The sequence below is a fragment of the Chryseomicrobium palamuruense genome (assembly GCF_042649045.1).
GTDB classification, from domain to species: Bacteria; Bacillota; Bacilli; order Bacillales_A; family Planococcaceae; genus Chryseomicrobium; species Chryseomicrobium palamuruense.
Genome location: NZ_JBHSEF010000022.1, coordinates 64,326 through 85,275, shown reverse-complemented (window position 1 = coordinate 85,275; position 20,950 = coordinate 64,326). Strand labels below are relative to the sequence as shown.

Annotated in this window: 21 protein-coding genes and 1 other RNA gene; 21 read left to right on the top strand and 1 reads right to left on the bottom strand. The window is 43.5% G+C overall.

Annotated elements, in window-relative coordinates:
- The first annotated feature begins 26 nt into the window (after positions 1-26).
- The 17 genes from clpP to ACFO0S_RS08725 all read left to right on the top strand — a co-directional run bounded on the left by clpP (position 27) and on the right by ACFO0S_RS08725 (position 16,681).
- Positions 27-617, top strand: coding sequence for an ATP-dependent Clp endopeptidase proteolytic subunit ClpP (clpP, locus tag ACFO0S_RS08805; protein WP_378141506.1), 591 nt, complete (start codon positions 27-29; stop codon positions 615-617).
- A 151-nt stretch (positions 618-768) separates the two neighbouring features.
- Positions 769-1,347: a LemA family protein gene (locus ACFO0S_RS08800; protein ID WP_378141505.1), complete on the top strand. Its 579-nt coding sequence runs from the start codon at positions 769-771 to the stop codon at positions 1,345-1,347.
- Positions 1,344-2,150, top strand: a complete 807-nt coding sequence (locus tag ACFO0S_RS08795) for a TPM domain-containing protein (RefSeq protein ID WP_378141503.1) — start codon at positions 1,344-1,346, stop codon at positions 2,148-2,150. Before ACFO0S_RS08800 ends, ACFO0S_RS08795 begins: the two co-directional genes overlap by 4 nt.
- Positions 2,144-2,389, top strand: coding sequence for a glutaredoxin family protein (locus ACFO0S_RS08790; protein WP_378141502.1), 246 nt, complete (start codon positions 2,144-2,146; stop codon positions 2,387-2,389). Before ACFO0S_RS08795 ends, ACFO0S_RS08790 begins: the two co-directional genes overlap by 7 nt.
- Positions 2,390-2,532: 143 nt before the next feature.
- Entirely contained in the window at positions 2,533-3,552 is a 1,020-nt protein-coding gene (locus ACFO0S_RS08785) for a sugar-binding transcriptional regulator (RefSeq protein ID WP_378141500.1), read from the top strand.
- Positions 3,553-3,564: 12 nt separating this feature from the next.
- Positions 3,565-4,572 (top strand): type I glyceraldehyde-3-phosphate dehydrogenase, encoded by a 1,008-nt coding sequence (gene gap / locus ACFO0S_RS08780; protein WP_378141498.1) that lies wholly within the window; start codon positions 3,565-3,567, stop codon positions 4,570-4,572.
- Positions 4,573-4,825: 253 nt separating this feature from the next.
- On the top strand, positions 4,826-6,013 hold the full coding sequence (locus ACFO0S_RS08775) for a phosphoglycerate kinase (RefSeq protein WP_378141496.1): 1,188 nt from the start codon (positions 4,826-4,828) through the stop codon (positions 6,011-6,013).
- Positions 6,014-6,024: 11 nt separating this feature from the next.
- Complete coding sequence (gene tpiA / locus ACFO0S_RS08770) at positions 6,025-6,783, top strand: triose-phosphate isomerase (RefSeq protein WP_378141494.1); 759 nt, start codon at positions 6,025-6,027, stop codon at positions 6,781-6,783.
- Positions 6,780-8,318, top strand: coding sequence for a 2,3-bisphosphoglycerate-independent phosphoglycerate mutase (gene gpmI / locus ACFO0S_RS08765; protein ID WP_378141492.1), 1,539 nt, complete (start codon positions 6,780-6,782; stop codon positions 8,316-8,318). Before tpiA ends, gpmI begins: the two co-directional genes overlap by 4 nt.
- Positions 8,318-9,613, top strand: coding sequence for a phosphopyruvate hydratase (gene eno / locus ACFO0S_RS08760; protein ID WP_378141491.1), 1,296 nt, complete (start codon positions 8,318-8,320; stop codon positions 9,611-9,613). The genes gpmI and eno overlap by 1 nt, the downstream gene beginning before the upstream one ends.
- Positions 9,614-9,692: 79 nt before the next feature.
- Complete coding sequence (gene secG, locus ACFO0S_RS08755; RefSeq protein ID WP_378141490.1) at positions 9,693-9,920, top strand: preprotein translocase subunit SecG; 228 nt, start codon at positions 9,693-9,695, stop codon at positions 9,918-9,920.
- A gap of 459 nt (positions 9,921-10,379) precedes the next feature.
- The gene (locus tag ACFO0S_RS08750) at positions 10,380-11,126 is read left to right on the top strand and encodes an alpha/beta hydrolase (RefSeq protein WP_378141489.1); all 747 of its coding nucleotides are present in this window, start codon (positions 10,380-10,382) and stop codon (positions 11,124-11,126) included.
- 45 nt (positions 11,127-11,171) lie between these two features.
- Positions 11,172-13,490 (top strand): ribonuclease R, encoded by a 2,319-nt coding sequence (gene rnr, locus ACFO0S_RS08745; RefSeq protein WP_378141488.1) that lies wholly within the window; start codon positions 11,172-11,174, stop codon positions 13,488-13,490.
- Positions 13,491-13,524: 34 nt separating this feature from the next.
- Positions 13,525-13,992 carry an SsrA-binding protein SmpB gene (gene smpB / locus ACFO0S_RS08740; protein WP_378141486.1) on the top strand — a complete coding sequence of 156 codons (468 nt, stop codon included), beginning with the start codon at positions 13,525-13,527 and terminating at the stop codon, positions 13,990-13,992.
- Between the two features lie 69 nt (positions 13,993-14,061).
- Positions 14,062-14,417, top strand: a transfer-messenger RNA (tmRNA) gene (ssrA, locus tag ACFO0S_RS08735).
- A gap of 112 nt (positions 14,418-14,529) precedes the next feature.
- Positions 14,530-14,679, top strand: a complete 150-nt coding sequence (locus tag ACFO0S_RS08730; RefSeq protein ID WP_378141484.1) for an alcohol dehydrogenase — start codon at positions 14,530-14,532, stop codon at positions 14,677-14,679.
- A gap of 697 nt (positions 14,680-15,376) precedes the next feature.
- Positions 15,377-16,681 carry a PQQ-dependent sugar dehydrogenase gene (locus tag ACFO0S_RS08725; RefSeq protein ID WP_378141483.1) on the top strand — a complete coding sequence of 435 codons (1,305 nt, stop codon included), beginning with the start codon at positions 15,377-15,379 and terminating at the stop codon, positions 16,679-16,681.
- 94 nt (positions 16,682-16,775) lie between these two features.
- On the opposite strand, the gene ACFO0S_RS08720 is transcribed toward ACFO0S_RS08725, so the two are convergent.
- Positions 16,776-17,495, bottom strand: a complete 720-nt coding sequence (locus ACFO0S_RS08720) for a 3-ketoacyl-ACP reductase (RefSeq protein ID WP_378141482.1) — start codon at positions 17,493-17,495, stop codon at positions 16,776-16,778.
- 900 nt (positions 17,496-18,395) lie between these two features.
- Here ACFO0S_RS08720 and ACFO0S_RS08715 point away from each other — a divergent pair.
- Genes ACFO0S_RS08715 through ACFO0S_RS08700 form a run of 4 tightly spaced genes read left to right on the top strand, consistent with a single transcriptional unit; the run spans position 18,396 to position 20,949 of the window.
- Positions 18,396-18,593, top strand: coding sequence for a hypothetical protein (locus tag ACFO0S_RS08715; protein ID WP_378141480.1), 198 nt, complete (start codon positions 18,396-18,398; stop codon positions 18,591-18,593).
- 46 nt (positions 18,594-18,639) lie between these two features.
- Positions 18,640-19,242: a sugar transferase gene (locus ACFO0S_RS08710; RefSeq protein WP_378141479.1), complete on the top strand. Its 603-nt coding sequence runs from the start codon at positions 18,640-18,642 to the stop codon at positions 19,240-19,242.
- Positions 19,232-19,771 (top strand): hypothetical protein, encoded by a 540-nt coding sequence (locus ACFO0S_RS08705; RefSeq protein ID WP_378141478.1) that lies wholly within the window; start codon positions 19,232-19,234, stop codon positions 19,769-19,771. The genes ACFO0S_RS08710 and ACFO0S_RS08705 overlap by 11 nt, the downstream gene beginning before the upstream one ends.
- Entirely contained in the window at positions 19,768-20,949 is a 1,182-nt protein-coding gene (locus ACFO0S_RS08700; protein ID WP_378141476.1) for a hypothetical protein, read from the top strand. The genes ACFO0S_RS08705 and ACFO0S_RS08700 overlap by 4 nt, the downstream gene beginning before the upstream one ends.
- Position 20,950 lies beyond the last annotated feature (1 nt).

Below are 20,950 nucleotides of genomic sequence, written 5' to 3'. Positions count from 1 at the left end.
TTTCAAACGAAAACGGAGGAATCGACATGAACTTAATTCCAACAGTCATTGAACAAACCAACCGTGGCGAGCGTGCCTACGATATCTATTCACGCCTACTAAAAGATCGTATCATCATGTTAGGTAGCGGAATCGATGATAATGTAGCCAACTCCATCGTGGCTCAACTTCTGTTCCTAGAAGCCGAAGATCCAGAAAAAGATATCTCCATCTATATCAATAGCCCGGGTGGAAGCATCACAGCGGGTATGGCGATTTTTGATACAATGCAGTTCATCAAACCAGACGTGCAAACAATCTGTATCGGTATGGCGGCCTCTATGGGAGCATTCTTACTTGCAGCAGGGACAAAAGGAAAACGTTACGCGCTTCCGAATGCAGAAGTCATGATTCACCAACCATTAGGTGGCGCACAGGGTCAAGCTACTGAGATTGAGATTGCGGCAAAACGTATCTTGTTCCTACGCGAGAAGTTGAACCAAATTCTTGCAGACCGCACAGGTCAACCGATCGATGTAATTTCTAAAGACACGGACCGTGATAACTTTATGACGGCAGTACGTGCAAAAGAATACGGTTTAATTGATCACATTATCGACCGCAGTGATAAAAAATAAGCTTCATTCCGGAGACGCCAATTTTGGCGTCTTTTTTCATGTTTGAAGCAAACTGAAACTTTTGAAGGGAACAACCGTATGCTTAATTAGATAAGGTTTCATTCTCCTTATAAAAAGGGGATAGGAAAAAGAAATGAAAGGTGGACATCTCATGAGAAAACTTTTGATACCTATTATCATCGTTGTAGCAATTATTGCGTTAGTTGCGGCCTTATTGATTCCGAGCTACAACGGCTTTGTCGATTCAAATGAAGACGTTAATCAGGCGTATGCGCAAGTTGAAAATCAGTTGCAGCGTCGTGTCGACTTGATTCCAAATCTCGTTGAAACGGTTAAAGGCTTTGCTGAGCAGGAACGTGAAATTTTAACGGAAATCGCAGATGCGCGTGCACGGTTAGCTGGAGCAGATTCTCCAGGGGAGCAAGCGGAAGCAGACAACGAATTAGCTGGTGCATTGTCTCGACTTTTAGTAATTGTTGAAAACTATCCGGAATTAAAGTCTGATGCGAATTTCCGTCAGTTAATGGATGAATTAGCTGGAACAGAAAATCGCTTGGCAGTGGCTCGTCAAGATTACAATGAATCGGTGTCTCTTCACAACCGCAAAGTGAATCGTATGCCAGGTGCTTTAATTGCCGGTGTGTTTGGTTTTGACGAAAGAGAATATTTTGAAGCGGAAGATGGTGCTGAAGATGCTCCGGAGGTCGACTTTGGAAGTGATGGAGAATGAAAACGTCTTTTCGCGTATGGATGTTTCTTCTTTTCTTCTTAACGTTGCCTTTTATTGTATGGGCAGATGTTCCTGAACCACTTCCGGGTGAATCATATGTCCATGATTTTTACAATGTCATACCGGAAGATTTAGAGCAGCATCTTGAGCAATTAGGTCTGGATCTTGATCAAGGTACTAGTGCACAATTGGTTGTCGTCACTGTAGAATCACTTGAAGGACAAGACGAGAACAGCTACGCAGTTGAAATGATTCGCGATTGGGGAATTGGAAGTGCAGATGAAGACAACGGCGTCTTGTTCCTCCTTGAAATGGACCCTAATAAAGTGGGGGACCGGGCTGTTTACATTGCAGTAGGTCAAGCGTTAGAAGGTAGACTTCCGGATGGGAAGATTGGAAGAATATTAGATGAATATACATTTCCTTTTTTAGAAGCTGGTGACGTGGAAGGTGCTATCCAGTCTACCTATGAAATCCTCTATCAAGAAATAGCAGATGAATATGGGTATACGGGGGAAGCTGTAGCCCCAACACGCCCGTCCAGTAACGAGGGAGGGATTTCTCCTCTCACCATTCTCATCCTCGTTGTCATTTTCTACTTCATTGTGTCGATATTCGGAAACAATGGACGTGGTGGTGGACGGGGAGGGGGTCCTCAAGGCCGAGGTGGCCGAGGTGGTCCATTTATCTTCGGTCCGGGCTCGTTTGGTGGCTCTGGAAAATCTGGTGGTGGATTTGGTGGCGGATTCGGAGGTTTCGGCGGGGGGAGTGCCGGCGGTGGAGGTGCAGGTCGCAAATGGTAAAACAAATCACTCTCTATACGCGTCAGTCGTGTCCGTTATGTGACGAGATGCGGCTGATGTTAGAGCTTCTCAAAGAAGATTTTCCACTCGCTATTGAGGAAGTTGATATTGAAATTGATGATGACATTCATGAGAAGTATATGCTCATGATACCGGTCGTGGAATATAAGAATCAAATCATCCAATATGGTAATGCAGACTATGTTGGGCTTTATGAAGCATTAGACGAACATGTCTAATGCTTTTTTAAGTGTTTACGATTGCTATTTAACGAGTATTTCGATAATATTAAGGTTGTAAATGTTTATTTTTTTGTATATGTGGGAACAATAATTGTATGTTGGGACAAAAATGTTCCCTATAGCAAAAAAGGAGGGCGCAGATGGAACTTCTGAAGGCGCAACTTAAATTGATGCCTGAATGGAACGCCATGCTTCAGCAGCGTTACCAGATCCTGCAGACGATTGCTTTATCTAAAGGAATCGGCAGACGCAGTGTTGCTGAACTGTTAGACCTCTCGGAGCGTGAGATTCGTAAAGAATTTGACCAACTTCGAACGCAAGGAAATATTATTGTGTCGCGTGACGGAACAGAAATTACCGAACTAGGGACATACCTTTTGACAGAATTGAAACCTCTTGTGGACGAATGGTCTGGTAGACATGAAAAAGAACAAGTGCTAAGAAACTTGCTGTCCTTACAAGAAGTCCATATTGTTCCTGGAAATAGCGACGAATCGGTACAAACGCAGACATTGTTAGCTAGTGAAGCAGCTCGATTTATTTTTTCTAAACTCGAGTCACGGATGATTACCGCCGTTACAGGTGGCTCAACTATAGCAAAAATCGCGGAACAACTTCCGTCGTCCTCTAAATTTCAACAGCTTCAATTTGTTGCGGCTCGCGGAGGTATTGGTAAAGACGTTCAGCTTCAAGCGAATACGATTGCTTCGATGTTTGCACAAAAGTTAAATGGGTCGTATAAAACACTCTATATTCCGGACACACTGAGTGAGTCCGCTTATGAAGCCATGAAAGCTGAACCTTTCGTTCAAGAAATGATGGATCTGTATGAACAGATGTCCATCTTGGTTCACGGAATTGGAGACGCGACAGAAATGGCAAGACGTCGAAATTCGACGGCTGAAGACCTGAAGTTTCTGAAAGAGAGACAGGCAGTCAGTGAAGCTTTTGGCTATTATTTCAATGCCAAGGGAGAAGTCGTTCACCGCATCCGAACAATAGGTGTACAACTCGAACAACTCGAGCAGACGCCCTATATTGTCGCAGTTGCAGGTGGTGCGCAAAAGGCGCAAGCCTTACAATCTTATTTTCAACAGGCACCTCGTCAGTCGGTTCTCATTACCGATGAAGGGGCAGCCGATCAACTTATACATCACTAGGAGGAAATTTAAATGACTATTAAATTAGCGATTAATGGATTTGGACGTATTGGACGTAAAGTATTCCGGGAGGCTTTAACAAATGATCAAGTAGAAGTTGTTGCAGTAAATGACTTAACAAACGCTGCAATGCTTGCCCACCTACTTAAATTTGATACTGTTCATGGAACTTTGGATGCAGAAGTGTCTGCAGAAGAAAACGGATTCGTTGTAAACGGTAAAAAAATCAACGTGTATGCTGAAAAAGATCCTTCAGCTCTTCCATGGGGCGAGCTTGGTGTGGATATCGTCATCGAATCTACAGGGATTTTCCGTTCACCAGAAAATGCGCAAGCACACATTGATGCAGGTGCGAAAAAAGTTATCGTTTCTGCACCAGGTGAAGGTGGCATGCCAACTTACGTAATGGGTGTTAACCATGAAGAGTATGATGCAGCAAACGAAAACATCGTATCAAACGCTTCTTGCACAACAAACTGTCTATCTCCAGTAGCAAAAGTATTAAACGACCAGTTTGGTATCAAACGCGGTATGATGACAACAATCCACTCATACACAAATGATCAGCGCATTCTAGACTTGCCACACAGCGACTACCGTCGTGCACGTGCAGCAGCTGAGAACATGATTCCAACTTCTACAGGTGCAGCAGCAGCTGTCGGTAAAGTTCTTCCAATGCTAAAAGGTAAAATCGATGGAATGGCTGTTCGTGTTCCAACTCCTAACGTTTCACTTGTTGACTTTGTTGCAGAGCTTGATAAGAACGTTACGATCGAAGAAGTCAATGCAGCACTTAAAGAAGCCGCAGCTGGCGACTTGAAAGGTATCTTAGAATACCAAGAGCTAGAACTTGTTTCTACTGACTACAACGGCAATACACACTCTTCTATCGTAGATGCTGCTTCTACAATGGCAATCGGCGATAACTTAGTGAAAGTACTTTCTTGGTACGATAACGAATCTGGTTACTCAGCTCGCTGTATCGACCTTGCTGTATACATGGCGTCGAAAGGTCTTTAATATCCGTGCAGGAATGCAGGTCAACCTCTATAATAAGAACAGAGGGTAATCAAGAGTAAGGGCTACCCTTACTCTTTTATTATGTGGAATATATTCCCTTTTAGGTACCTGTGCACAAAACAATTCTAACTATTTACTACTATTCACATGTTATTCAACCGGGAAGTTTTAAACTCATGGTTATTTGGATGTTTATTCAATTGTAGTGAATAGTGCGGTGCACAGGTACTTCCAAAAAACAGGAGGTTTTTACATGTTAGCGAAGAAGACAATGAAAGACGTCGACCTGAAAGGAAAACGCGTATTTTGCCGCGTTGACTTTAATGTTCCAATGAAAGACGGAGAGATCACGGATGACACGCGTATTCGCGCAGCGCTTCCTACGATTCAACATCTGGTTTCAGAAGGTGCCAAAGTCATTTTGGCGAGCCATATGGGCCGTCCGAAAGGCGAAGTAAACGAAGAATTGCGTTTAACTACTGTAGGCAAACGTTTAAGCGAATTGTTAAACCAACCTGTTACGAAATTAGATGAGTCCGTGGGTGAGACGGTAGAAGCAGCGATTGAGAAGATGTCGGAAGGCGATGTTGTTCTCTTAGAAAACGTGCGTTTCCACGCAGGCGAAGAAAAAAATGATCCGGCACTTGCTGAACAGTTTGCTAAGCTTGCGGATGTGTTTGTCAACGATGCGTTCGGTGCAGCTCATCGTGCACATGCCACAACAGCTGGTATCGCAAAACACCTTCCAGCCGTATCCGGACTTTTACTTGAAAAAGAACTTGACGTTCTTGGGAAGGCGTTGTCAGAGCCAGTACGTCCGTTTACAGCGATCATCGGTGGTGCCAAAGTAAAAGATAAAATCGGCGTGATTGAAAACTTATTAGAAAAAGTAGACCACTTAATTATTGGTGGAGGCCTTTCGTATACATTCTTAAAAGCACAAGGTCACGAGATTGGAACTTCTTTACTGGAAGAAGACAAAATGGACCTCGCTCTTTCCTTTATTGAAAAAGCAAAAGAAAAAGGCGTGCAGTTGCATCTTCCTCAAGATGCAGTTATTGCACAAGAATTCTCAGCTGATACAGAGACGAAAGTGGTTTCTTCCGATGCGATTCCAGCGGACTGGATGGGTCTCGATATCGGTCCGAAAACGGCTGAGCACTATGCGAGCATCATCAAAGACAGCAAGTTGATCATCTGGAACGGACCGATGGGTGTGTTTGAGATGGAACCGTATGCGAACGGGACGCGTTCTGTCGCACAAGCGATGGCTGAAACTGCTGGTTACACGGTCATTGGCGGGGGAGACTCTGCAGCAGCTGTTGAGCTGTTTGATGTGGCAGACAAAATGGACCATATCTCAACAGGCGGCGGTGCATCACTCGAGTTCATGGAAGGGAAAGAACTTCCTGGCGTCGCAGCACTTCACGATAAAGAATAGGAGGAACTACTATGCGTAAACCTGTCATTGCAGGAAACTGGAAAATGTTTAAAACGATTAACGAAGCCAAATCTTTTTGGGACTCGATTGCATCGGCAACGATTGATGCATCAAAAGTGGATGCGGTTATTTGTGCACCGTACCTTCAACTACCTACATTGGTTGAAGCTTCGCAAGGGTCATCCGTACATATTGGGGCTCAAAATATGCACGAAGAACAAGAAGGCGCGTTCACTGGTGAAATCAGTGGGTCGATGTTAAAAGATGTGGGAGTTTCCCATGTTGTGATTGGCCACTCGGAACGTCGTCAATACTTTAATGAGACAGACGAGAGCGTCAATAAAAAAACGAAGGCAGCTCTTTCGTATGAATTAACACCAATTGTGTGTGTGGGAGAAACTTTAGAGCAGCGTGAATCCGGCGACACGGAATCAGTCGTGTCGAAGCAAGTGGCAGAAGCATTTGAAGGATTGACAGAAGAACAAGTAGAAAAAACGATTGTGGCGTATGAGCCAATCTGGGCAATTGGAACAGGAAAGACTGCTACTGCTGATGATGCAGACCAAGTATGCCAAGCAATTCGTGAAACTGTTCTGGATTTACATGGAGAGGAAGCGGCTTCCGCACTTCGTATTTTATACGGTGGTAGTGTCAAACCAACGAATATTGAGGAACTTCTTGAGAAAGAGCATGTTGATGGGGCATTAGTCGGTGGCGCAAGTCTTGAAGCAGAGTCTTTCCTTCAATTAGTAGAGGCAACTCAGAAATGAGAAAGCCTACAGCCTTAATTATTCTAGACGGCTTTGCATGTCGCTCAGAGGTGCTGGGAAACGCAGTAGCTCAAGCGAACAAGCCAAACTTTGATCGCTACTGGAACCAATTTCCTCATGCACAATTAGTGGCTTCTGGTGAAGCAGTTGGCTTACCGGATGGGCAGATGGGGAACTCAGAGGTCGGTCATTTAAATATTGGTGCTGGCCGTATTGTCTATCAAAGTTTAACAAGAATTAATAAGTCGATTCGAGAAGGTGATTTTTTCACGAATGAAGTACTTCTTGATTTGCTTCGGCAAGTGAAGGCAACTGGTGGTCGACTTCATGTAATGGGCTTGCTATCAGATGGTGGCGTCCATAGTCACTATCACCATCTCCATGCACTTCTGCAACTCGCAAAAGAGCAAGATATTCTTGAGACATTTGTCCACGGCTTTTTAGATGGCCGTGATGTAGGACCTGCAACGGCGATACCTTATGTAGAAGAAACCGAGCGAATCATGAAAGAAATGGACTACGGGTCGTTTGCAACCATCAGTGGTCGATATTATGCGATGGACCGTGACCGCCGCTGGGATCGTGTGCAGCTTGCATATGACGCCATTGTCGACGGGAAAGGTCCACGATATCCAGACGCTATATCTGGCATACAAGCATCGTATGACGAAAAAATTGTCGATGAGTTTGTGAAACCATTTGTCATCGGAACGGAAATGGGACCAACAGCGGTCTTTCAAGAAGGGGACGGTATCATATTCTTCAACTTCCGTCCTGATCGATCGATTCAACTCAGCTTTGCTCTGACAAATCCAGCATTTGATTCTTTCCCACGCGGTGTGCATCATCCTGAGAAACTGCCATTTGTGTCGTTCACAGAATACAATGATGAAGTCATCGGCGGTATTGCCTATTCGAAACAAGATTTGAAAAATACCGTTGGAGAAGTGCTAGCGGCGAATGGGAAATTACAGTTACGAATTGCCGAAACGGAAAAATATCCACATGTAACATTTTTCATGAGTGGAGGCCGTCATGAGGAGTTTGAAGGAGAGAGTCGTATTCTCATCAATTCCCCGAAAGTGGCGACGTATGATTTGCAACCGGAGATGAGTGCATTTGAAGTGACAGATGCATTAGTTGAGGCGATTGAACATGACCGATTTGATGCGATTCTATTGAACTTTGCCAATCCGGACATGGTGGGTCATAGTGGGATGCTCGAACCAACGATACAAGCTATCGAGGCAGTAGATGTATGTCTTGGTCGAGTTGTCGATGCCATTCTTGCGAAGGGCGGAGACGCCATCATTACAGCCGATCACGGAAATGCAGATGAAGTCATTACAGTGGACGGAAATCCAATGACAGCGCACACGACAAACCCTGTCCCTGTCATTGTTACTCGTTCTGAAATAGCGCTTCGGACTGACGGTATTTTAGCCGATTTAGCCCCAACTATGCTAGACTTAATGGGGATTGAACAACCTGTTGAAATGACAGGAAAAACTTTACTTGAAATGGAGAGACGATAATGCCAATTATTACAGACGTATTTGCTCGTGAGGTCCTTGATTCACGTGGTAACCCAACAATTGAAGTAGAAGTATACACGGAAAGCGGTGCATTTGGCCGTGCAATCGTTCCTTCAGGCGCCTCTACTGGAGAATATGAAGCAGTAGAATTACGCGATGGCGACAAGAGCCGCTATTTAGGTAAAGGTGTTCAAAAAGCAGTTGAACATGTGAATACAGTGATTGCGGATGAACTTGAAGAAAACTATACAGTTCTGGATCAAGTGGCAATTGACCAAGCATTGATTGAGCTTGACGGAACAGAAAATAAAGGAAACCTAGGCGCAAACGCTATTCTTGGTGTATCAATGGCCGTTGCTCATGCAGCAGCAGACTACCTTGATATGCCACTTTATCAGTACCTAGGTGGTTTCAATGCGAAACAACTACCCGTGCCAATGATGAACATCTTAAACGGTGGAGAACACGCGGATAACAACGTAGACATCCAAGAATTCATGGTGATGCCAGTTGGCGCTGAATCGTTCCGCCAAGCTCTTCGTATGGGTGCTGAAATTTTCCACAGCTTAAAGTCAGTTCTTAAAGAGCGCGGCTTAAACACAGCTGTTGGTGACGAAGGCGGTTTCGCACCTAACTTGAAATCCAATGAAGAAGCACTTGTTACTATCATGGAAGCGATCGAAAAAGCGGGTTACAAGCCAGGTGAAGAAGTTCTTTTAGCAATGGATGTGGCTGCGTCTGAGTTGTTCAACAAAGAAGACGGCAAATACCACCTTTCTGGTGAAGGGGTAGTAAAGACGTCTGAAGAAATGGTTGATTTCTACGAAGAACTTTGCAATAAATACCCAATCGTATCCATCGAGGACGGTCTTGACGAGAATGATTGGGACGGCTTTAAATTATTGACAGAGCGTATCGGTAAAAAAGTTCAACTAGTTGGGGACGATTTATTCGTAACGAACACGAAAAAATTAAAAGACGGTATCGACAAAGGCATTGCAAACTCGATTCTAATCAAAGTTAACCAAATTGGTACATTGACAGAAACGTTTGAAGCAATCGAAATGGCAAAACGTGCTGGTTACACGGCAGTTATTTCTCACCGTTCTGGGGAATCTGAAGACGTGACGATTGCGGATATCGCAGTTGCAACGAATGCAGGTCAAATTAAAACGGGTGCACCATCTCGTTCGGACCGTGTGGCAAAATATAACCAATTGCTTCGTATTGAAGACATGTTGGACAGCACAGCGGAATATTTAGGCCGTGACACGTTCTATAACTTGAAAAAATAATAGAGGTCAGCTTGTCACTACCTGAGAAGTCTGATAAAATTAATTTTGTTGTGTATGTTCGGATCAGGAGGTGGAGTGAATGCACGCGTTTTTACTGACATTACTTGTCATCGTATCGCTCGCATTAATCGTAGTTGTGTTATTGCAATCAGGGAAAAGTGCCGGTTTATCTGGAGCCATCTCTGGTGGAGCAGAGCAACTTTTTGGAAAACAAAAAGCTCGTGGAATGGACTTAGTCCTACATCGTGCTACAATCGTACTATCCGTACTTTTCTTTGTTTTAACGATTGCCGTGACGAAAATATAAAACTTGTCTAATTCGCCTGACCGCTTTTAGTGGTTGGGCTTTTTTTAACTAGTAAAGGTGAAGAAGGCTGCTCCAGAAACGCCGAGAAAATCAGACGGACCCAATGAGGCGTTCTTTGCCTCAATGAATCCTCATGAAAATCCCTCCCTTTCCGGAGCGAGAATCCCCAAGCCTCCTCACCGGTACCCAGAGCTGCGCTCTGCTCCCGCTGGCGGGGTCTTGTGAATCCTCTGATGCTCCAGGAGTCTCGGGATTTTCATTCGAATTCGATTCTTTTACGCAAGAGAATAAATTGACACAAAACCGAAGACTTCTAGAGGATCAGAGACCCCACAGTGGGGAGCGAAGCGCAAGCTTCGGGTAACCACGAGAAGGCTCTGATGTACTCCCTCAGAAAAGTGAAGATTTTGGGGTAATTTATGTTTGAAATGTAAATCAATTTTTAAAGGAGGTACTGAAATGCGAATCTCAACACCGAAACCGTTTTTCTTTGAAGCAGGGAAACGAGCGGTCTTATTGCTTCACGGATTTACCGGAAACTCATCCGACGTGCGTATGCTAGGGCGCTTCCTAGAAAAGAACGGCTACACATCTATTGCGCCGCATTACAAAGGGCACGGCGTCCCGCCTGAAGAACTCATCGTCACAGGTCCAGAAGACTGGTGGCAAGATGTAGTGGGGGCGTACAATGAGTTGAAAGAAAAGGGTTATGAAGAAATCGCGGTTGCCGGCCTATCTCTTGGTGGGGTGTTTTCACTGAAGGTAGGAACAGAGATGCCCGTCAAAGGGATCGTTACCATGTGTGCGCCGATGACAATGAAGACGACAGAGCTCATGTTTGAAGGAGTTCTTGGTTATGCTCGCGAATATAAGAAGTATGAAGGAAAAGAGCCAGATGTGATTGAGCAGGAAGTGGAAGCTATCCGCCAGACACCAATGAAGACACTCCCGGAACTTCAACAGTTGATTCAAAATGTGCGGAACAAAGTAGATCATGTCTATGCACCTCTTTTTGTCGTTCAAGGTCGTCTTGACAATGTTATCGACTCAAAATCTGCAAATATCATTCACGATACGGCGGAATCGACGGATAAAGCGATCAAGTGGTATGAAAAGTCCGGGCACGTAATTACACTAGGTCAAGAAAAAGAGCAACTTCACGAAGATATTCTTGCCTTTTTAAATAAATTGGATTGGCACGAGTAATTCGCTAAGAAATAGGAAATAGTAAGAAAAGGGAGTGATAAAGACATGGAACAATTGGAACAAGATATTATTGAATTTATGAAAGACGATTCATACAAACCGATGACGACGAAAGAACTAGAAGCGCATTTTCAAATTTCAGAAGCAGACGACTTTAAAGAATTTGTAAAGACATTAGTGCGTTTAGAAGAAAACGGCAAAATCGTAAGGTCTCGCTCGAATCGTTACGGTGTTCCAGAACGCATGAATCTGATTGCGGGGAAATTTATTGGTCACGCACGTGGCTTCGGATTTGTGGCACCGGAAGAAGAAGGCATGGATGATATTTTCATTCCACCAACTGAAATCAACGGCGCATTTAACGGAGATATGGTACTTGTCCGTGTGTCATCAAACTCTTCAGGTGATCGCCGAGAAGGTAGTATTATAAAAATCACCAAACGCGGACTTGACCGAATCGTCGGTACATTCCAAGACAACAAAGGGTTTGGGTTCGTCATTCCGGATGATAAAAAGCTACCGATGGACATCTTTGTCGGCAAAGGAGACACGCTTGGAGCAGCAGAAGGACATAAAGTTATCGTGGAAATCACCGACTGGCCATCAGGAAGAAATTCAGCAGCCGGTAAAATTTCACAGATCTTAGGTCATAAAAACGATCCGGGCGTCGATATTTTATCGATCATTCATAAACACGGCATTCCTACGGAGTTCCCGGAGGATGTACTCGAACAGGCAGAGTCTACTGGAGATATTGTGGACCCAGCTGACATTGAGGGTCGCCGAGATTTACGAGATGAAGTCATTGTGACAATCGATGGAGCAGACGCAAAAGATTTAGATGACGCAGTTGCTGTGAAGAAACTAGACAATGGTAACTATGAATTATCGGTTCACATTGCGGACGTGAGCCATTATGTCACGGAGCATTCTCCAATTGATGTGGAAGCACTAGAACGTGGAACGTCTGTGTATCTCGCAGACCGTGTGATTCCGATGCTACCGCATCGATTATCCAACGGGATCTGTTCATTAAATCCACAAGTGGACCGATTGACATTGTCTTGTGTCATGGAAATCGATGCAAAAGGCCAAGTGGTGAAGCATGAAATTTTTGAAAGTGTTATTAATACAACGGAACGCATGACATATCGTGATGTGTATCTAATCTTGGAAGAAAATGACCAAGAATTACGTACACGCTACGAATCCCTTGTACCAATGTTTGAATTAATGGCAGAGCTTGCCGCTGTTCTTCGTGGAAAACGTGAAGAGCGTGGAGCGATTGATTTTGATTTCCCCGAGGCAAAAATTCTCGTCAATGAAGACGGGTGGCCGACGGAGATTGTGAATCGTGACCGCACGGTGGCTGAAAAACTGATTGAAGAGTTTATGTTGGCAGCCAATGAGACGGTCGCTCAGCATTTCAAGTGGATGGATGTACCGTTTATGTACCGTATTCACGAAGACCCAAAACCTGAAAAACTGCAGCGTTTCTTTGAGTTCTTGACCTCTTTCGGTTTAGTTGTGAAGGGTTCAAGCGATGATATTCATCCGAAAGCATTGCAACAGATCATTGAATCGATTGACGGCATGCCAGAAGAACCTGTGATTTCAACGATGATGTTACGCTCCATGCAACAAGCAAAGTATGATCCGGAATGCCTAGGTCACTTTGGCTTGTCAACGGAGTATTACACGCATTTCACATCTCCGATTCGTCGATATCCGGATTTGATTGTGCACCGATTGATTCGCACGTACTTAATCAATGGTGACCTTTCAGAATCGACCATCCGTCATTGGGAAGCGAATCTTAGAGATATTGCTGAACATGCGTCCAAAATGGAACGTCGTTCTGTCGATGCGGAACGTGATGTAGAAGCTTTGAAGAAAGCGCAATACATGTCAGATAAAATTGGTGAGGAATTTGAAGGAATCGTAAGTTCTGTTACGAACTTTGGTATCTTTGTTGAATTGCCTAACACGATTGAAGGTCTCATTCATGTGACGAACCTTTCAGATGACTACTACAATTTTGATGACCGGCATATGATTATGCGTGGAGAGCGAACGGGGAAAGAGTTCCGTATTGGAGACGAAGTCAAAGTTCGCGTCAGTAACGTAACGGTCGAAGAGTCTTCGATAGATTTTGAAATCGTTGGCATGGTGAAAAATGCATCACGTGAACGTCGTCAAACTCCGAAAGTCATTGTCGCCAGCAAGTCTGGAAAGCGTGACGATAAGGGTGGACGAGGAGCAAAAGACGGAAAAGATAAACCGAAATCTAAAGGCAAACCTTCTCAGAAGAAACGCTTTTATGAAGACGTTGCGAAGAAAAAGAAAAAGAAAAGAAAAAAATAGGGAGGCGTAAGCCTCCTGCAAGTAGGTGAATCCCATGGCGAAGAAACACGATGATAAAGTCCTCGCTCAAAATAAGAAAGCATCTCATGATTACTTCATTGAAGATACCATTGAAGCTGGTCTTGTCCTTCAAGGAACAGAAATTAAGTCAATTCGAAACGGTCGTGTACAGCTAAAAGATTCATTCGTGCGTATTCGTAATAACGAAGCATGGCTTTCAAATATGCATGTCAGTCCGTATGAACAGGGCAATCGATTCAACCACGATCCGTTGCGTTCTCGAAAACTATTGATACACAAAAAGCAGATTAATGAACTGATTGGCAAGACGAAACGCGATGGCTACACAATTGTTCCTTTGAAGATGTACATCAAAAATGGCTATGCGAAAGTGTTGATTGGACTTGGTAAAGGGAAGAAAGATTATGATAAGCGACATGATATGAAGAAGAAGGAAGCAAAGCGTGAGATTGAACGTGCGTTTAAGTCACGCAATCAGTAAAGTGGTTGAAGTTTGACCTTCTTTGATATATAATGGTAGCAGAACAACCAAGTTCACTATTTCCATATCGGGGACGTTATGGATTCGACAGGAATGGTTCAAGCTTGGGTGGCGCGTCAGAGGCTCGGCTCTGTAAAAACGGAACCTATAATAACAGGCAAAACAAACAACAACCTAGCATTCGCTGCTTAATAGCGTGAATCTGCTCTATGTATCCATCGCCCATGTGGCTATGTAGAGCTCACTCTCAGTGGGATACGGTAACTGGTGCCGTTTGAGTCAGTTGCAAGAGATTTCCAAACTAGTCTTCCGGACGCCTGCTTATCGGCAGATGGTATGACGAAACTTTAATAGGTAAGCTACACGCGTAGAAGCTCAAGTGTTGGAGTTTCTGGACGCGGGTTCAAATCCCGCCGTCTCCATTTTTCAGCAGTCTTTCATAGGCTGTGATGAATGGGTAATACCTCAAAAGACCTTCTAATTGCTTGTGGATTAGGAGGTTTTTTCTTTCTAAATCAAGTAAAGTAGGTGACTATAATGGGTAAATATCAACTAGATGAAAAAAGCAAAGCATTAGCTGCCAAGTATCAAAACGGCAAGAGACCAGCAACTTCGAACAAAAAAGAGAAGCTGGATCAGATTCGCGAGGCATATTTGAAGAAGAAGCAGGAGAAAGAGCAGAAATAGTTCAGCGAAAGAATATATTTCTCGCCAAGACCAAAAAACGACACTTCCTCTCGGAAATGCCATTTTCCATTTCTAGTCAATCCAATTCTTGCGCTCATCTCTGAGAGCAAGGGTCAAGGCGGGCGCTAGCCCGCCTTGACCACCGTTGACGGGGATGACTGCAGGAATAGGGTTCACTTGAAATGGAAAGCTGCATTTCCTAAAGAAATGTGGCTTTTTGGTCATGGGAACGAGTCTAAACATCTCAAGAAAACACAAACGGCTCGGGACAGGCATGCCCACAATTCTAGAGCGGCGTTGCACCAGCCACAATTGTTCGGCACAGCCTCCAATTGAGTCTGATCCAAAATCCAGAATGGTGTCCCTGTCTATCCCGGAACGGGGGTAGGGTCTGCGGCGGGCTAACGCCCGCCTTGACCACAGTTGACGGGGATGACTGCAGGAAAAGGGTTCACTTAAAATGGAAAGCTGCATTTCCTAAAGAAATGTGGCTTTTTGGTGTGAAGGGAGTATACCCCCACTCAATATGAATAAAAGCAAAAAATTATTTTTCTTAGTATAATTATGATATCTTTAATTCAATGGAGTTTTAAAGCTTCAATTAGGGTATAAAACTCTTAACAAGTTTCAATCTTGATAGTAGCAGATTGAAATTAGTATTTTCACAAAAATAGTTTAGAATAGGGGAGGCAAAACAATGACAAAAGCTAAGTGGTCAAGATTCATGTTTTTAGCAATGCTGATCTTTATACTAGCATTGGCAGCATGTAGCAATGAAGAGACGACAGACGAACAACCAATGGATGACTCGGATGCTACAACAGAGGAAAGTACGGATGAGGGAACTGATGAAGGTTCAGATACATCTGCAGAAACTGCACCAAAAGTGACAGAGTTTGAGCCAGCATTTCCGGAACAAACAAGAGCTCCTGCAGTAACGACTGAAACAGAACTAAGCGTGGAAATTATTGCGGATGGCCTGGATGTGTCATGGGGTATGGAAGAGTTTGAACCAAACCGCTTACTTGTCACGCAAAGAGGTTCAGCAGAACTTCTTATAGTCAATCTTAATGAGAACTCTATTTCAGAACCAATCGAAGGTACACCTGAAGTAAACAGCGAAGGTCAAGGTGGTTTACTTGATGTCACCGTTGCACCAGATTTTGACGAATCAAGGCTCGTATTTTTGACGTTCTCCCAAGATGTTGAAGGCGGTACTTTGACTGCTGTCGGGAAAGGGGTTTTATCAGAAGATGAGACTTCCCTTGAAAATTTCGAAGTCATCTTCCAAGCAACTCCTTCCTATGAAGGAGACTTACACTATGGTGGACGTATTATCTTTGATGAAGAAGGCAACTTATTCTTAACCACAGGTGAGCGTTCAGATGATCCGATTCGGGAACGTGCCCAAGACTTAGATGCTTATTTAGGGAAAGTCATTCACATTACACAAGACGGGGAACCAGTAGATTCGAATCCATTTATTGAAGAGGAAGGCGCCCTTGGTGGTATTTACAGCTATGGTCACCGGAATATTCAGGGTATCGATTTCAATCCTGAAACAGGAGACTTGTGGATTGTTGAATTCGGTCCTCAAGCTGGGGATGAACTAAATATTATACAACCAGGTAATAACTATGGATGGCCAATCGTTTCGTATGGTATCGAATACTCTGGTGAATTAATCAATGGTGGTATTTCAGAACACGAAGAGCAAGGCTTTGTTGAACCCGTCTATTATTGGGATCCAACAAGTGCGCCAAGTGGGATGTCATTCTATGACAATGACGCAATCCCGGAATGGGAGAACAATTTGTTCATCGGTGGTTTAGCATCGAGCTATATTGCCCGTGTCGTTATTGAAAATGACATCATCGTTGGAGAAGAACGTCTCTTATCTGATGAAGGCGAACGTTTCCGTGATATTCTTGTAACGCAGGATGGTGCGTTGGTTGCAATTACTGATGGCGGTACGATTTACAAGATTACTGCAGCCAATTAAGGGGACGTAGTTGAAGTTACAGAAGAAGACGGTGTGGATATGAATAAAGCCGGCACTCATGGATTTCCATGGATGCCGGCTTCTTTTTATGTGTTTAAGAAGGGTTGGTCGACCATAACCCTGCGCTTTTGACGAAGACGCGCGGGTGCAGTTTCAAGCTAGCGATAATCAAGTCGGCCAGATCCTCCGGATGCATGACGCGATCCGCATCGCCGGTAATCAAGTTGGACTCGTGCGCAAGGTCGGTGACGACAGTGCTTGGCGTCATAGCAGTCACGCGGATATTGTGCTTGCGCACTTCGAGTGCTAATGATTCAGTAAGTCCCATTACGGCGAATTTCGAAGCACTGTAGGCGCTTGTGACCGGGGCTCCTTTTTGACCGGCAGTGGATGAGATGTTGATGATATCGCCCGATTTTTGCTCGACCATGCCCGGGAGCACGGCGCGCGTTGCGTTGTAAACGCCCATCAAGTTGACGTCAACAATGTTTTTCCATTCTTCTGGAGACAAGTCCAAAAAGCCGCCGAATGTTCCGATACCCGCATTGTTAATCAGAATATCGATTTTGCCTAGTTCGTTTTTGAGTTGTTCGGTTGCTTTCTCGACTGCTGCAAGATCCGAAACGTCTGCTGATGCGGTCGCTACTTTAACGCCTGCGTCTTGCAATTCTACTGATACTTTATCCAAGTTTTCCTGGTTCAAGCCGATCAAACCGACATTGACCCCTTCATTAGCGAGTGCGATGGCCGTCGCACGGCCGATGCCACGTCCTCCACCTGTAATAATGGCTGTTTTTCCTTTGATTGATTGCATCCTAACACTCCTTCGGTTTAGGGCGTAAAAGCCGCCCTTTCAGTAAATACTTTTTTATTATCGGCGATTCACAATTAAAATGCTTGTTTCGCGACTTGAAGGCAAAATAAAAAAACAGCCTGGGGCTTCATTATAGGTGCCAAATTGAAACTGCAGACATCTTACTTCTGATTTAATTGAGAAAAACACAAATACCTTTGAATAGGCATACCCAAAATTCTAGAGCGGTTTTTGGTCTTGGGACAAGGCCTTATGCATCTCAATAAACCAAAAATAAAAAACAATGGAGAAGTATGTCAATAATCTATCTGTATTTTTAATCCAGAGAAGTTTAACTAGAACAACAGTAGTGTACCTGATAAAATTATGATTAGATAAAGTAGGTTAACAAAATGGGAAAATATCAACTGGATGCCAAAAGTAAAGTGGCAGCTGCTAAGTATCAAGAGAAAGCAAGCCGGCCACATCTACTAAACAACAACAGCTAGATAAATTGCGTGAAGCGTATTTGAAGAAGACGCAGAATCAAACGGATAGCTCATACGAGTTGTGATTAGTCGCTATAGCAACATGGTTGTAATCATGAATCTTACCCAAATCCTTCTCTTTACGAAGCATATATTTGCAAGCATTTTCTTTATTGTCGTACTAGTTAGAAATTTAGCCCTACATCTTCTCAGGATGCCATCACCATTTGATACTTGCCGTTATAGAATATCATATTTTTAATATATACTTATTAGTATTTTCCCTATTAATTTAAAGTGTTCTATGGTATTCTAAGGAAAATATTCATAAATAAAGGATGCGAAAGTACTCATTATGTGTTATCTACTCATTACTTTTTTAGTAGAAACGAAAGTGATAATAGTCCCTTCCATGGAAAAGGGGACAGAGATTATGAACAATCTCCGTCAAACTTATTATCGTCTTGTCTTAGATGAAACTACAGCCGCCACGGTAAAAAAAATCTCAATTACGTTGAATACTCCACAGGGTCATCCGCTCGATCATATCGATTTTCAATCTTTTTTTGGGGCTTCTGAAATGGAAGGTCTTAAGAAAGTGATACATCATCAACTTAATCCCTCTGAGTAGGGATTTTTTTTATGTCTTGGCATACATTGTTTCGAGGAGTTGAGGCGTGAGTTATCTCCACTGGAAACGTGGTGCGGACCTCGCAGGTTCACTCGTGTTCTTTCTATTATTTAGTCCATTTCTCTTCATTCTGTGTTTGTATCTTTACTTCGTGCAAGGCCGACCTCTCTTTTATATCCAGCAAAGAGCAGGTTACCTTGGAAAGCCCTTTCTGATTTGGAAGCTACGCACTCTACCCGTCACGTATTCGGACCCGCAGTTTACCTATCAAGGAGTGCCTGCCGACTTTATCTTTCCGTCGCCGGACCTCTCGCAACTCGCTCCTATTCAACGGTTCTTAAGAAGAAGTGGGCTGGATGAACTACCTCAGCTCACACAAATTGTGATGGGTCATATGAGCTTTATTGGCCCGAGACCGGAGATGATCGAACTGAGCAAGTGCTACTCCCCTCAACAACAAAAACGATTGAATGCGCGACCTGGGCTAGCTGGGCTTGCGCAAGTGAGAGGAAAAGAAGGAATCAAATATCACCAAAAAATACGTTATGATCTCTTCTATGTGCAGCATATGTCTTGGCGATTGGATTGTTGGATTTTTCTTCAGACCATCCATTACTTCCTGAGGCAAGTGATGAAACATGAAAAATAGTTTGGTCTGGCTTTTACTCACTCTTTGGTTAGTCGTCTGTGCACTGGGAAGTACCATTCTCTATCTAACCCACAAGCCAATTTTTGAAATGGAACTTGAATTTGTTGTATTGACCACTGAGACGGAACGCCCTTATGAGCAGCAACAGATGGATCAAGCATTTATTAATACGTACACAAAATATCTCCTCAGTCATTCCTTTCTATCCACTGTATCTGATGAATCACCAACCACTGTTCGAAAACGAATTAAAATTGATACCCAACCCGGAAATTATTTAGTTACCGTCCGTATAAGAGATGAAGATCAACGTACTGTAAAAGAGCTGGCCTTGTGCGTAAGCAATCAGTGGCTGGAGGATAGTGAGCAAATTTTCCGCCAGCAGAACGTACAATTATTGACGAATATAGAGGAACATCAGCCACAACGAATCGACTTACTACCTTGGCAGAGAAGTTGTATTTGGATACTTGGCATCACATTTTTGTTTTGCGCTGGTTACTCATTTTGGAGACGCTTCGTTCGTTGAAATTAAGTTCATCATCTTTGCGATTTGCGCAGTCTACGCTGCTCAGTCAATTGTTGATGGTGTTGTCGACCATTTTTTCGATTCTTTTGTATTCTCCGGAAGCCGTGGGGATGTACGGGGCAGGGCTTGCTATTGTCTATAGTGCTGGTTATTTTGCTGGACTACGAATTGACGCATTGATGCTCTCGAACCCGGAGATGCAAGAACGCTTCTTTCAATTAAGTTGTTGGGTTCAGCGATACCAATCTGTGTTTGTCTTTTTTATTGCGTATATGTATTTTCGTGACATTGTGATGACGGTTCTTGTGACCGCCCTCTCGCATTTTTTCTCTCTAACATTGTTATTGATTCCTTACGCATTACAACACCAACAGAAAAAACGAGTCGCTACTTCTCGCGTCCAAGGCTCATTCTTATTAATCCTTGGTCAATTGGTTTGTTCATTTAATTTTTATGGATTGGTCTTAGGAGATTTAATCGGTAAGATTGTCCATTTCATTCGTCTAAAAAAGAAAAGTCCACCTGTGACACTCACACGTCAAGAGGCCTTTTCTTTATTACAACGGTTCAAAAAACCACTATTTTATATGAATGTCTCTTCACTGGGTACTGCTTTATCTATGTATGCACCGATTCTTATTTTGACGCTAAGCGTGGGTCCGGAAAAAGGGGCTGTCTTTTTTCTTGTCCAACGTATTGCTGGATTTACGGAGCAGTTGATTGGCTATACATCCTACCAATTGGTTATAAGCGATACGTTGGAAAATACCGTTTTAAAACCTTTCGTATTTTATAAGAAACAAGTTTTGAACCTCGTATTTTATACATTGATACTTCTTGTCAGCACGATAATTGGATTACTTTTCATCCTACAATTTCCGATCCTTCGGGAATGGGACCGAGTCCTGCCTTTGTTCCTGCTCTATATTCCTCTTTGTTTAGGCATGACATGGTCGATTCCATTAAGAACACTATTGATGATGAAAGGGCAGTGGACTACGATCTGCCGAGGCGAACTGGGAAGAGGTCTAGCTATCAGTGTCATCTGTATAATTGCAGTTGTTTTATTCCCAATGTCTTATGAACAAGTGATTTGTTTAGGAGGCGCACTATTCACAGCTTGTTGTCTCGTCTATTACATTCATCAATTTATACAACTTGTGGGTCAGCCCTCTTAAT

Coding starts and splice junctions, on each gene's coding strand:
- clpP (WP_378141506.1), top strand. CDS start 27: ATGAACTTAATTCCAACAGTCATTGAACAAACCAACCGTGGCGAGCGT.
- ACFO0S_RS08800 (WP_378141505.1), top strand. CDS start 769: ATGAGAAAACTTTTGATACCTATTATCATCGTTGTAGCAATTATTGCG.
- ACFO0S_RS08795 (WP_378141503.1), top strand. CDS start 1,344: ATGAAAACGTCTTTTCGCGTATGGATGTTTCTTCTTTTCTTCTTAACG.
- ACFO0S_RS08790 (WP_378141502.1), top strand. CDS start 2,144: ATGGTAAAACAAATCACTCTCTATACGCGTCAGTCGTGTCCGTTATGT.
- ACFO0S_RS08785 (WP_378141500.1), top strand. CDS start 2,533: ATGGAACTTCTGAAGGCGCAACTTAAATTGATGCCTGAATGGAACGCC.
- gap (WP_378141498.1), top strand. CDS start 3,565: ATGACTATTAAATTAGCGATTAATGGATTTGGACGTATTGGACGTAAA.
- ACFO0S_RS08775 (WP_378141496.1), top strand. CDS start 4,826: ATGTTAGCGAAGAAGACAATGAAAGACGTCGACCTGAAAGGAAAACGC.
- tpiA (WP_378141494.1), top strand. CDS start 6,025: ATGCGTAAACCTGTCATTGCAGGAAACTGGAAAATGTTTAAAACGATT.
- gpmI (WP_378141492.1), top strand. CDS start 6,780: ATGAGAAAGCCTACAGCCTTAATTATTCTAGACGGCTTTGCATGTCGC.
- eno (WP_378141491.1), top strand. CDS start 8,318: ATGCCAATTATTACAGACGTATTTGCTCGTGAGGTCCTTGATTCACGT.
- secG (WP_378141490.1), top strand. CDS start 9,693: ATGCACGCGTTTTTACTGACATTACTTGTCATCGTATCGCTCGCATTA.
- ACFO0S_RS08750 (WP_378141489.1), top strand. CDS start 10,380: ATGCGAATCTCAACACCGAAACCGTTTTTCTTTGAAGCAGGGAAACGA.
- rnr (WP_378141488.1), top strand. CDS start 11,172: ATGGAACAATTGGAACAAGATATTATTGAATTTATGAAAGACGATTCA.
- smpB (WP_378141486.1), top strand. CDS start 13,525: ATGGCGAAGAAACACGATGATAAAGTCCTCGCTCAAAATAAGAAAGCA.
- ACFO0S_RS08730 (WP_378141484.1), top strand. CDS start 14,530: ATGGGTAAATATCAACTAGATGAAAAAAGCAAAGCATTAGCTGCCAAG.
- ACFO0S_RS08725 (WP_378141483.1), top strand. CDS start 15,377: ATGACAAAAGCTAAGTGGTCAAGATTCATGTTTTTAGCAATGCTGATC.
- ACFO0S_RS08720 (WP_378141482.1), bottom strand. CDS start 17,495: ATGCAATCAATCAAAGGAAAAACAGCCATTATTACAGGTGGAGGACGT.
- ACFO0S_RS08715 (WP_378141480.1), top strand. CDS start 18,396: ATGAACAATCTCCGTCAAACTTATTATCGTCTTGTCTTAGATGAAACT.
- ACFO0S_RS08705 (WP_378141478.1), top strand. CDS start 19,232: ATGAAAAATAGTTTGGTCTGGCTTTTACTCACTCTTTGGTTAGTCGTC.